The sequence below is a fragment of the Prevotella fusca JCM 17724 genome, assembly GCF_001262015.1.
In the GTDB taxonomy this organism is placed as follows: domain Bacteria; phylum Bacteroidota; class Bacteroidia; order Bacteroidales; family Bacteroidaceae; genus Prevotella; species Prevotella fusca.
This window is the reverse complement of the sequence record NZ_CP012074.1, coordinates 234595-247409: the sequence shown is the minus strand read 5'-3', so window position 1 is coordinate 247409 and position 12815 is coordinate 234595. Positions and strand designations below refer to the sequence as shown.

Here is a 12815-nt window from a genome sequence, read left to right as displayed (position 1 = left end):
CAAGCGTTCTTTGTTAATGCAGAAACCCGCGACTAAAAGCAGTTCGCTCGTTTCCAAATCGTTACCTGTTTAGTTTATGCAACAAGGTAACTTCTTTATTTTCAATTAGATACGTTTTGAAAATTATCTCAGAGAGTGAAAATAATTCGTTTTTAGGCTTCTATCAGGCTTTTATTTTAGTAGTTTCATCTTTCCGATTATCGTTTCGTAGACCTCTGCAGATACTCGTTTGCCACGCAGAGAGCGTACACGAGGCATGCCGTGGAAGTATTCATCCTGTGACTGATACCATACGTAATGTGCTATTTCACGGGTGCGGGCAAGGGAGGTTGCTATCTTTCGGGCTGCAGAGGGATTGACGGAAGAGAGATAATACTTACCGTCTTTCATCTCTAAAGCCAGTATGAGATAGTCTTTGGGCTGTTGTGCCATGCGCGGCTGCAGGTTGCGTGTGCGCACAGAGATGGTGATGTGTCTGCCGAAAGTACGGTTAATCTTGTCCATCATACCACGAAAGACAATGCCATGTGCTGATGTGTCTTTCAGTCCTGTATAGGCTATAGAGTAGTGTATCATCTCGTGGATGAGCACATCATCTATCTCTTCTGTCGTCAGTTTGTAATAGTTGGAGACGGAAATGGTGTAGTCATAGAACTTTGTACGTCCCCAGCTTGTCTTTCTTTTGCACGCCATCTGCCCCAAACGGGTCTTGGCACGTGACCATTTCAGCTTAGGTACGGGCAGTTTGCCTTCAAATATGAGGGCATTGTAATGCTCAAAAGCCTGTTGGAGATAGTCTGTGGTGAGTTCTGCGTTCATTGTCAGGATATGGCAGGTATTATAAACAATATAGGGACAGACGTCCCCGTCTGTCCCTACACGTCTGTTATTTCTTTTTGTTAGAGTTTAATTGAAGAGCGTCAGTGTATAGAGATACACGACAGCTGCTGGTATTGCTAAGAGTGATGAGTCGAAACGGTCGAGCATGCCACCATGTCCCGGCAGGATATTACCACTGTCCTTGACTCCGAGCGTACGCTTGAGAAGACTCTCTACAAGGTCGCCCCATGTTCCGAAGACTACTACGACGAGCCCCAAGCCTACCCATGCAGGGATGCTTAGCATGTGAGGTGTAGCCCCGATGTTTGCAAAGTAGCCGATGACACCAGCCACAATCAGAACGAGAATGCCACCGCCGATGCTTCCTTCCCAACTCTTCTTCGGACTGATACGTGGGAAGAGCTTATGCTTTCCGAGTAGTGAACCGCAGAGATAAGCACCTGTATCGTTGGTCCATAGGAAGATGAAGATACTCAACGGAAGGAGGAAGTCAAAGGTTGCCTGTCCTGCTTCAACCTGCTGGAAAGCCAATACGTTAATCATTGAGAAAGGCAGTGCGATATACATCTGTCCCAACATCGTGTATGCCCAGCTGTTGACAGGGTTCTCATTCTTCAGGTACAGTTCTGAAACCAAGAGGTAGAGAATTGTCAGGATGTAGGGAACAAAGACAACGAAACCCTCAACCGGTGTCAGGCGCAGCCCTGCAACCGACAGGAAGAAATAGACTCCTGCAATGGTTGAGATGAAGCGGTTGACCTTTACGCCCTTGATGTTGTTCACCAATCCGGTGTATTCCCAGATGGAAAGACCCGTGATGAGTGCGAAAAGAGCAATCAGTCCGTGAGGGTGAAGGATGCCCAACACCATCACCGTGACGAAGAATACGCCTGTGATAGCTCTGATAATCAGATTCTTTAGTTTATCACTCATAACTGTACGTTTGATTATAAATCACTGACCTTGTCGCTGCCTTCTTTAGCGATTCTTGCTTCGTGCTCTGCTTGTGCCTGCTTAACCTCCTCTGGCATGTCCTCCAGTTTGGGCTGAGACTTCTCTTCTTGCTCCAGTAATTCCTGTGTACGGCTGACCCACGGACGCTTGCCGAATATCTTCTCAACGTCTTCTGCCATGATTACCTCACGCTCAACGAGTAGCTGTGCCAGACGGTTATGCCCCTCTTTGTTCTCGGTCAGAATCTGCTTCGCACGCTCATACTGTCCGTTAATCATGTTCAGGACTTCCTCGTCGATGGTCTTGGCAGTCGTATCAGAGTATGGCTTCTGGAAGTTATACTCATCATTGTTGTAATAGCAGATGTTTGGCAACTTCTCACTCATACCTGCGTAGGCAATCATTCCATATGCACTCTTGGTCGCACGCTCAAGGTCGTTGATAGCACCTGTTGAGATATGACCTGTGAAGAGTTCTTCTGCAGCACGTCCACCAAGCAGTGAACACATCTCGTCAAGCATCTGTTCCTTGGTCGTGATAGGACGCTCTTCTGGCAGATACCATGCTGCACCGAGTGCCTGTCCACGTGGTACGATGCTCACCTTAACCAATGGGTGAGCATGCTCGCAGAACCAGCTGATGGTTGCGTGACCTGCTTCATGAAGGGCAATGGTGCGCTTCTCGTCAGCTGTCAATATCTTTGTCTTCTTTTCCAGACCGCCGATAATACGGTCAACAGCGTCAAGGAAGTCCTGTTTTGTCACCTCTGTGCTGTCATGACGGGCTGCGATGAGGGCAGCTTCGTTACATACATTGGCAATATCAGCACCTGAGAAGCCCGGTGTCTGACGAGCGAGGAGGTCGATGTCGAGGTTCTTCTCCAGCTTCAGATTGCGCATGTGGACGAGGAATATCTCCTTACGTTCAGGCAGGTCAGGCAGGTCAACATGTATCTGACGGTCGAAACGTCCGGCACGAAGAAGTGCCTTGTCGAGCATATCAACACGGTTCGTTGCTGCAAGAACGATGACACCAGAGTTTGTTCCGAAGCCGTCCATCTCGGTCAGAAGGGCGTTGAGTGTATTCTCACGCTCGTCATTTCCGCCCATTGCAGGGTTCTTTGAACGGGCACGGCCAACGGCATCAATCTCATCAATGAAGATGATACAAGGTGACTTCTCCTTAGCCTGATGGAATACATCACGCACGCGGCTGGCACCGACACCGACGAACATTTCAACGAAGTCTGAGCCGCTCATGGAGAAGAATGGTACAGCCGCCTCACCTGCAACAGCCTTTGCCAGAAGGGTCTTACCTGTTCCCGGAGGTCCGACAAGCAGTGCTCCCTTGGGAATCTTACCACCAAGATCGGTATATTTCTTTGGATTCTTCAAGAACTCAACAATCTCTTGTACCTCCTGCTTTGCACCAGTCTGCCCGGCAACGTCTTTGAAGGTAATGCCCATTTCGTTAGCTTTCTCATACAGCTTTGCCTTGGACTTGCCCACACTGAACACACCTCCGCCGCCTCCGGCACCACCACTCATGCGGCGCATAAGGAAGTACCAGATGCCGAAGAAGAATATCCATGGTGCGATTGAGCCAAGAATGTCAAGGAAAGTGTTACCTGACTTGTTCTCATAACTGTAGCTGGCGATTTTCTTCTGGGCTACAGCCTGGTCGAGAAAGGTCTCAACTTTATCAACAGAACCAATCTCTACGGTGACATAAGGAGACTTGCCCACTTCCTGGGTGCCCTGTTTGAAGATGTCACGTATGTGGTCGGGGCTGACATACATGCGGAGCGTGTTGTCGCTTCTGTTGACAACGACCTTCGTGGCATACCCTTTGGCAATGTATTGCTTGAATGTGGTATAGTCCTTGTCTATACCTGCGCTTGACGCCATAAGTCCATTCCCCCCGGCAAAGAATACTACTCCGAGGGCAATGATTACGAATATGTAGAGCCAATTCATATTGAATTTCGGCATATTCGGCTTGTTGTTGGGTTTTGAATTGTCCATATTGAAGTCTGAATTTTTGATATGAAAAGGTAGATTACCAGGTCACTGCATCAGTCTATATCTGGCAGATAGGTCAATTTGGCATCTTCCCAAAGGTGTTCTATGTCATAAAACTGACGTGTCTCAGGGAGGAAGATGTGGACGATAACGTCCGCATAATCAATTGCCACCCACTGGGCATTGCCAAGTCCTACACAGTTGATAGGCTTCTCGCCGATAGTTTCACGAACATAGTCGCCCACTGATTCGGCAATGGCTTCTACCTGTTGTGAGGAGTTTCCCTGACAGATAACGAAATAGCGGCAGATAGTACCATCGATCTCCGACAGGTCTGCAATAACTATGCCATGTCCTTTTTTATCTTGAATTCCCTTTGTAACCAGCTCTACTAATTTCTTTGTCTCTTCCATTAAATTACATTATAATATATGAGGTGCAAAGGTAGCGTAAAAGGAATGAAGCACAAAATAAATTTTGTTTTATTTAGCAATTTGTGTTGTTTCGACCCACAGGTTTCACGGGGCTTATAGGATATATTCGCTTTATTACCTTGCTCAGCTGATGTGGCTTGTTCGTTTTGCTGTATTCTGTTTGTGAAAATTAGCCGTTTTAGGGCGATAAGACTGATGAGAAACGTTCCTTCAGAAAGTTTTTACAGGTTTTTGTGAAAAAAAACGGTAGAAGTTTTGGTGGTTCAAGAAAAAGTACTACCTTTGCACTCGCAATTCGGAAACGAGTTGTAAGACTATTGGGATATGGTGTAATGGTAACACTACAGATTCTGGTCCTGTCATTCCTGGTTCGAATCCGGGTATCCCAACAAAGAAGGAGAGTTGATTTTCAACTCTCTTTTTTGTTTTATAGCTTTAAATAAACAAGAAAAAATATTGGAATGAAGGTCGTAAAGTTAATTACAGCCATTTTGGCAGTATTTGGAATAAGCATGGGTACCACGGCGCAGAATGTTTATGATAACGCCGATGTCAATCGTTTCGAGCAGATTATCAAGTCTGACTCTGTTCAGTTACTCGATGTCCGTAGAGCGGATGAGTATGCCGAAGGACATATCTCTGGTTCATTAAATATCAACGTATTGGATTCAACCTTTCTTGCAAAGGCTCTTTCACAGCTTGACAAGAACCGTCCTTGCGCTGTTTATTGTCGTTCGGGGAAACGTTCTGCCATGGCTGCTTCACTGCTTGCACAGGAGGGTTTTACGGTCACTAATCTTTTGGGTGGCATCATTGCCTGGACAAAGGCGGATAAAAAGACCGTGAAGGAATAAAACAGGCAGCTTTCGGCGTGAGTTTAATGCGTGGATAAAATTCCTTTAATGTATTCTATTCCGTACAGAAGCACACTTTTGTGTATTTCTTCTTATGAGGATAAATATTTCTTTTCATGAAGAGAAACATTTATTTTCATGAGCAGAAATGTTTTTCTTCATGAAAACAACTTGCAATAAACAAATGAACAAAAAAAGAAGGAGAGCTCACCGCTCTCCTTCTCCTTTATATCTAATCATCTTACAAGCTGATCAATTCAATCACTTTATCTACTGCTGCTCTAATGCCTTCAGCATCCTTACCACCTGCCTGAGCATAGTGTGGCTGACCGCCCCCGCCACCCTTGATGAGCTTGGCAGCCTCACGGATAACCTTACCCGCATTCAAGTCGTGATCTTTTACCATATCATCGCTGAGCATAATTGACAGCAGAGGACGCTCGTCATGTACGGAACCAAGCACGCAAACGAGCTTCTCTGGCAATGCCTCACGTACCTTGAAGACGATATCCTTTGCCGATGCTGGATCAACAGGCAATACAGCCTTTACAACGTTCACACCATTGACAGTCTCAACACGCTCTACCAACGACTTTGCAGCACGGCTGACAGCCTGAGAACGGAAGCTCTCAAGCTCCTTCTTAATACTATCATTCTCTTCAACAAACTTTGCAAGGACTGCCTTGAGATCCTTGGCATTGTTGAACATTGCCTTCAAGTCGCGCAAAGTATCTTCAAGAACATAGATAGCGTTTTCGCAGGTTTCACCAGTCATAGCCTCAATACGGCGTACACCAGCAGCCACACTGCTCTCACCAACAATCTTGAAGAAACCGATACGACCTGTTGATGTGGCATGAATACCACCACAGAACTCACAGCTTGGACCGAAGCGAACAACACGAACCTTGTCGCCATACTTCTCGCCGAAAAGGGCTACTGCACCCATCTTCTTAGCTTCCTCCATCGGAGTATCACGATGCTCGTCCATTGGATAGTCCTTACGAATCATCTCATTAACGAGTCTTTCAACCTGACGGAGTTCCTCATCTATAATCTTCTGGAAGTGAGAAACATCAAAACGGAGGGTATCAGGACTTACATACGAACCCTTCTGCTCTGCATGCTCACCAAGAACCTGTTTCAGCGCATAGTCGAGAAGGTGGGTTGCTGTGTGGTTCGCTGCTGAAGCATCACGCTTGTCTGTGTCTACACAAGCCATGAAGTCTGCCTCAAGGTTCTTTGGAAGTTCCTTAACGATGTGTACATTCTGATTGTTCTCACGCTTGGTATCAATGACGTTCACGGTCTCTTCCTCGCTGACGAGCACACCCTGATCGCCTACCTGTCCACCCATTTCACCGTAGAAAGGTGTATGGTCGAGTACAAGTTCATAGAAACTATTTTTCTTCTGTGTCACCTTACGGTAGCGAAGGATGTGGCACTCGTATTCTGTATAGTCATAGCCAACAAACTCCTGTTCGCCTTCACGCAGCACTTCCCAGTCGCCATTCTCAACAGCAGCAGCATTGCGGGCACGTGCCTTCTGCTGTGCCATCTCCTCGTCGAACTGCTTCTCATCAACGGTATAACCATTCTCTGCACAGATAAGCTCTGTCAAGTCGAGTGGGAAACCGTAGGTATCGAAAAGGCGGAAAGCCTCCTTACCGTCGAGTTCAGTCTTGCCATGTGCCTTCAGTTCGTCCATCGCGCCATTAAGCAGCATGATACCCTTTTCCAATGTACGGAGGAATGAATCTTCCTCTTCCTTCATCACACGGCCAATCAGCTCACGCTGTGCGGTGAGTTCAGGATAGGCAGCACCCATCTCATGTACCAATACGTTAAGCAACTTGAACATAAAGGCTTCCTTCTGACCGAGAAAGGTATAAGCATAACGCACGGCACGGCGAAGGATTCGACGAATAACGTAACCAGCCTTGGCATTGCCTGGAAGCTGACCGTCAGCAATGGAGAAAGCAACTGCACGCAGGTGATCAGCAACAACACGCATGGCAATATCCACTTTCTGTTCTTCGTTGACACCCTCACCATTAACACCCTCCGGGAAGGTGTGGTTATACTTCTTTCCAGAGATACGCTCAATCTCGGCAATGACAGGTGCAAAGATGTCCGTATCATAGTTGGAATTCTTGCCCTGCATGAGACGAACGAGACGCTCAAAGCCCATACCTGTATCTATAACATGCATCTTCAACGGGTCAAGACTGCCGTCAGCCTTACGGTTGAACTGCATGAACACGATGTTCCAGATTTCAATAACCTGTGGGTGATCTTTGTTTACAAGTTCCTCACCAGGCACCTTTGCCTTCTCTTCCTCTGAACGGAAGTCGATATGAATCTCTGAACAAGGACCGCAAGGACCCGTATCACCCATCTCCCAGAAGTTATCGTGCTTGTTTCCGTTGACAATATGGTTCTTCGGGAAATGCTTCTCCCAGTAGCCTGCTGCCTCGTCATCACGTGAGATTCCCTCAGCCTCATCACCCTCAAAAACCGTTACATAAAGGTCTTTTGGATCGAGATGGAGAACGTCAACGAGGTATTCGTATGCATAATCAATCGCTCCTTCCTTGAAATAATCACCGAAGCTCCAGTTACCCAACATCTCAAACATAGTGTGGTGGCTGAGAGCTGCATCGCGTCCCACCTCTTCCAAGTCGTTGTGCTTACCACTGACACGCAGGCACTTCTGCGAGTCAGAACGGCGGCGAGGGTCTGGTTCCTTTGTTCCAAGGATAATATCTTTCCACTGGTTCATACCAGCATTAGTGAACATCAGCGTAGGGTCGTCCTTGATAACCATAGGGGCAGACGGTACGATAACATGTCCCTTCGACTCAAAGAACTTTAAGTATGAGTCGCGGATTTCGTTTGCTGTCATCATCTTTATTTTATTTTTAATTCAATTTTTCTACCTAAAAGAGTTGCAAAGATACTGACTTTTGAGTATTTTTGCAAACAATTAGGCTGCTGAATACGTAAAAACTTCTTTTAGAGGTGGACATAGTCTTCCTGTTCAGCACCGAGTTTGTGTAAATAATTGATATAAAAGTTACTAAGACATGGCAGAGAATCCGCATAAACTGTATTATTCTATCAAGGAAGTGGCACAGCAGATTAACGTTACGGAGAGTCTGTTGAGATACTGGGAGACCGAGTTTCCACACCTTCGTCCTAAGACGACGGGCAACCGTGTACGCCAATATACGGAGAAGGATATTGAGCAGATAAAGGTTATTTACAACCTCGTCAAGGTGCGTGGCTTCAAGATTGCTGCAGCTCGCAAAATGTTGCAGGAGAATAGAAGCGGTGCTGACAAGAGCCAGAAGGTTATGGAAACCCTCTTCTCTGTACGTGACCAGCTGAAAGACCTCAAGAAACAGTTGGACGGATTGGTATAAGAGGGATTAGCTGCAAGAATAAGACAACAGAAAACGCACTCTTTTTTATATTTATCGTGAGCGTTTTCGTTTCCTTAATTCCCCTGTTTTATTTTTGTTTTCAGTTGCTGTCACTTTTAACACTTTCAACAAAACACTTACAATAAGCTACTTACAGCATGATTTACTGTGACAGCAGTGACGGTAACTTCTAAATTATATCCAAATAGCCCCACACTCCAATTTGCACTTCAAGACAGAATAACAACCCTTTTTGGGTCATCTTGTCACAAGAAGAATCTTTTTCTCACGCAGAAAACATTTACTAAGGTTTCAATATATCAATAAAGCAACACACGAAAGAAAAGACCCTGTAAGAAATGCAGCCTATAGCCTCACACTTATCAGTTCTTTTTTCTGTACTAATACTCCCCAAGCTCCATGTATCTACCAGAGGGGTAGAGAACCTCATATCATTTAGAGGAATAAGCGTATTAAAAGCATGACTCCAAATCGTCAGCACATATTGTGCTACTCATCCGCACGTCCCGTGCAGGCAATGAGCACAACATGAGTTGCGTACAAAGCACCAAAGAGCTGGATGCCCTAAGACTATTGGTGTAACTGTTTTCAAACTTATTTCCAGTACATGAGTATTTCTCTCACGCCATCTTTCCCATCAATGCATCAATTGTTTTTCTTACTCTTCGCTCAGTTGTCAGCATAATTGTGTCTTCATCTGCGCCCTCAGCACCCATATAGACAGAAGGATTGGAGAAGGTCATACGACTTGCTTGTGGTTCACGAGCAGAGAAGTGGAAGGCGGGAACGCTTGTCTCTTGGCGTATGCGAGCGATGTTCTTTTCGTTCACTCCACAGCCAGCCATAATCTTTATACGACCGTTTGACAATTGGTTCAATCGCTGAAGCAAGGGGATACCTTCCTCAGCAGTGGGCTGCTGCCCCGAAGTAAGTATTCTTTCAAAGCCAAGAGTGATGAGCTGTTCCAAGGCTTTCTCTGGTTCACGACAGCGGTCAAAGGCACGATGGAAGGTGACGCTCATTCCTTTTGCGTGAGACATCAGATATTCATTGCCTTTCAAATCAATGTCACCATCGGCAGTAAGACAGCCAAAGACAACGCCATCCACACCCATCTCACGGCAAAGATCAATATCCATAGCCATGCGTTGAAGCTCTTGTTCGGTATAAAGGAAGTCACCTCCACGGTTCCGGATGATGACATGTAGACGTGTTTCCTTCAACACTTCTCTCGCCATTTTTATCTCACCATAAGATGGAGTGGTGCCACCTTCTGGAATTCCCATGCAAAGCTCTACGCGATTAGCCCCACCATTCTGTGCTTCGATGCAGCTTTCAACGCTGTTGGCACATACCTCTATCTCAAAATCAGTTCGGTTCATATTGGATTATTTGAGGAATTATAGGAGTTAAGGAGTGAAAGGGACTTAAGACAATACTTTTATATAATGTAATATATCAGACAATAAACGATCATATATCACACTAACAGATAGTGTTGTCTTAACTCCCTTTCACTCCTTAACTCCCCTCCCTCTTTATTTAAAGTTTACTACTTGTTTTTACGAGTTGCTCACCCAATCCGATTGTATATCCCTGAGAAAGGAAAACAATGCGGTTAAAGGTATCAGCGATAATGAAGATTGGCAACTGTTCCGTATTGCGCAGTTTCATTTCTTTTGCAATCTCCTGCTGAATTGTTCCGTCCTTATCAATACCGAAGATGGTCTTTTCCGGCAGGTTAGGGAACTCACCCTTCTGTGCCTGGAACTTCTTAGCTTCTGCCTCATTCTTGAAGAGCAGAACGAAAGGACGACCCCACTTGTCGAGCTTGTCCTTCATCTTCTCAATGTCGTGCAGTGCATGATTGGTTGGTTCCTGTCCAATACCCAATACACCGAGAACATAATAGCCGCGTCCTGTCTGGCTCAAGATAGAAACGCTCTGACCGTCTTTGTCAAACAAGTCCTCGCTGTTGAAGCTACCAATCACCTTCACCCCTTCGCTCTCCTGACGGATATCAAGCGGCAGCGTAGTAGTCTTATCAGGTTCGATCTGGAAGAAACGGCTGTGTGCAAGTACACTACCATCAGCCATACGCTGACCAGTCACGAGGATATAAGTACCCTCGTCAAGTGTAGCACCATTCTTAAAGGTATTCGACCAGGTAGCACCGCCACCCATGTCAACCTGTCCTTCGTCAAAGTTCATCAGCCAGGTCTGTCCGCAAACAATCTTACTGATAGAGAAATGGCTATAATACTTAGGGTCATCAAGGAAGCCATCAGGAGTGAAAGTCAGTACCAACTTACCAGTCTTGGCAGTCTGCTGTGCTGCTGCGTCAAAGTCAACATCCACCCATTTGCCATCCTGCTTATATTGAATCTTCCATGCCACAAAGTCCATACGTGCCTCAATCCCCAAGCTGCGGGCAACATCTACGAAGAAGATATCACGGCTGCGGCTGTCGGTAATCCTGCTTTCCCAAACACTTCTTGGCGTCTGTGGGATTCTCATTGCACGACTATCGGGGTTCATGCGGATATTCTTCTTAATCCAATCTACCAATAAGGCTGGGTTCTTACGGAAGCTGGCAGCCTCTTTGGCAAAGGCTTTTTCAAAGAATTGTTTGAACGGCGTGAGAATCATCTCGCTCTCAACACGTGGAGAGAGTTGGCTACTCTTTGCCTTCATGTTATCCTCCAAGATTTCCATTGGCATATCACGAAGGTCCTTGTCGCTCAAAGTACTGAGCAACTGGATGGCACGTTCCTGCTGATTTGCATACTTCTCCACAAAAGCCTTGATAGTCTTCCAGTTACCACGTGCCTTGACAATATAAGATGTAGCCTCTGGGTAACGATAATCCTTCATACTCTCTGTCGTAGGAAAAGTAGCGATGTAAGCATGACGGATTGAATCCTCGTAAGTCAACCGACGTGTGTTCTCATCACGCTGTGCCTTGGTAACGGCAGGTAATGTGGAGTTCTGAGCAGGTGGAACGATGTCGAGATCTGCCTCCTTTGGTACGTTCTTCTCGTTATATTCCAGTTTGATGGTAATCGACTTGTCCTTTCCAAAGGTAGCCTTGGCAAAGCCAAACTGCTCGTCCTTGGATGCCCAAACAATCATATCACCCTTACCAGCAGAGAGGAAGGTCGTACCATCCTCGCCAGTGTACTTAGATACAGCGGTATAGAACTCGGCATAGTTATAGATTTTGAAGTCTACCTTTGCATTGTCGGCAGGCTTACCATCCTTATCAACTATCTTGAAATCAATCTTTGACGTACTACCATAGTTATCAATAAGGTTAATTTCGGTGAAGTTGTTTGTACGTAACATCACCTCCTCAGGACCCTCGTAGTCACCAAAGGCACGTGTGTGCATCAGCATAGCACGTGATGCAGGCTCATTGAACCAAGCAAGGTTAAGCACTGGTTCAGGCTCGCAGGCACCAATAAAATACCATTTGCCATCCGCCCAAGCCTCAACCCAAGCATGGTTATCGTCCGTATGTGCCCAGCGAGGTGTATAGACCTGACGGGCTGGGATACCGATAGAACGGAGAGCTGCTACCGTAAAGGTACTCTCCTCTCCACAACGTCCACGACCCGTGCGGATAGACTGCAGTGGTGAAGAAGTACGAGCATCAGAAGGCTCGTAGGTAACACGCTCATGGCACCAGTGGTTTACCTCAAGGATGGCCTCCTTCATAGGAAGACCTTTTACACGCTCGCTCAGTTCACGATAGAAGATTGCACGTGAGCTATCGAGCGGTTCGTTGTTCACACGCATAGGCAGAACGAAATGTCTGAAAAGCAATTCTGGGACATCCTTTCCCCATGCCATAGACTTCCTTGTGCGCAAGGCGGTACGTATATTTTTAAGATGATATGCGGTTGGATAGTCCGTTGCGTCGGCGATAGGCATATAAGCATACAAGAAGCGTAAGGCTTCCTCTTCCTCAGGAGACACCCGAAGTCCCTTCGTGTTATAGAACTTCTTGCCAATAACCTTCATCTTGGCTTGGAATGCAGTTTCTACTTTCTGTCTGAAATTAGGGTCTGTAATAAAGTGCTGTGCATAGCTCGAAAGGCTGACAGCAGCAAGAAACAGACTCAATAAGATTTTATTCATAGATTTGTTTTTAGTTTATGCGACTTTCATCAGCCGCTAATTTACGTTTGCAATATTCGTAAAAAAAAACAAGATATGCAAATGTTTTTCATAGAAAGTGAGAAATACATGGAGCAGCCCCTCCCC

At 46.0% G+C, this 12815-nt stretch carries 9 protein-coding genes and 1 tRNA gene; 3 read left to right on the top strand and 7 right to left on the bottom strand.

The annotated features are described in order from the left end of the window. Nucleotides 1–171 precede the first annotated feature (171 nt). From ADJ77_RS00970 to rsfS, 4 genes are all read right to left on the bottom strand, one after another. Entirely contained in the window at nucleotides 172–819 is a 648-nt protein-coding gene (locus ADJ77_RS00970; protein ID WP_025078049.1) for a SprT-like domain-containing protein, read from the bottom strand. Nucleotides 820–906: 87 nt separating this feature from the next. Beyond that, nucleotides 907–1773, bottom strand: a complete 867-nt coding sequence (locus ADJ77_RS00965; protein WP_025078048.1) for a phosphatidate cytidylyltransferase — start codon at nucleotides 1771–1773, stop codon at nucleotides 907–909. Between the two features lie 14 nt (nucleotides 1774–1787). After that, complete coding sequence (ftsH, locus tag ADJ77_RS00960; RefSeq protein ID WP_025078047.1) at nucleotides 1788–3818, bottom strand: ATP-dependent zinc metalloprotease FtsH; 2031 nt, start codon at nucleotides 3816–3818, stop codon at nucleotides 1788–1790. Nucleotides 3819–3868: 50 nt separating this feature from the next. After that, complete coding sequence (gene rsfS, locus ADJ77_RS00955; protein ID WP_050695933.1) at nucleotides 3869–4228, bottom strand: ribosome silencing factor; 360 nt, start codon at nucleotides 4226–4228, stop codon at nucleotides 3869–3871. Nucleotides 4229–4567: 339 nt separating this feature from the next. On the opposite strand from rsfS, the gene ADJ77_RS00950 reads away from it, so the two are divergent. Continuing rightward, nucleotides 4568–4638 (top strand) — tRNA-Gln (locus ADJ77_RS00950). A 72-nt stretch (nucleotides 4639–4710) separates the two neighbouring features. After that, nucleotides 4711–5103: a rhodanese-like domain-containing protein gene (locus ADJ77_RS00945; RefSeq protein ID WP_025078046.1), complete on the top strand. Its 393-nt coding sequence runs from the start codon at nucleotides 4711–4713 to the stop codon at nucleotides 5101–5103. Nucleotides 5104–5344: 241 nt separating this feature from the next. On the opposite strand, the gene alaS is transcribed toward ADJ77_RS00945, so the two are convergent. Continuing rightward, nucleotides 5345–8011 (bottom strand): alanine--tRNA ligase, encoded by a 2667-nt coding sequence (gene alaS / locus ADJ77_RS00940; RefSeq protein WP_050695932.1) that lies wholly within the window; start codon nucleotides 8009–8011, stop codon nucleotides 5345–5347. A 178-nt stretch (nucleotides 8012–8189) separates the two neighbouring features. On the opposite strand from alaS, the gene ADJ77_RS00935 reads away from it, so the two are divergent. Next, nucleotides 8190–8528, top strand: coding sequence for a MerR family transcriptional regulator (locus ADJ77_RS00935; RefSeq protein ID WP_025078045.1), 339 nt, complete (start codon nucleotides 8190–8192; stop codon nucleotides 8526–8528). 641 nt (nucleotides 8529–9169) lie between these two features. Here the strand turns inward: ADJ77_RS00935 and ADJ77_RS00930 are convergent. After that, on the bottom strand, nucleotides 9170–9931 hold the full coding sequence (locus ADJ77_RS00930) for a copper homeostasis protein CutC (RefSeq protein ID WP_025078044.1): 762 nt from the start codon (nucleotides 9929–9931) through the stop codon (nucleotides 9170–9172). A 160-nt stretch (nucleotides 9932–10091) separates the two neighbouring features. Further along, nucleotides 10092–12689: a transglutaminase-like domain-containing protein gene (locus tag ADJ77_RS00925; protein ID WP_050695931.1), complete on the bottom strand. Its 2598-nt coding sequence runs from the start codon at nucleotides 12687–12689 to the stop codon at nucleotides 10092–10094. Between the last annotated feature and the right edge of the window lie 126 nt (nucleotides 12690–12815).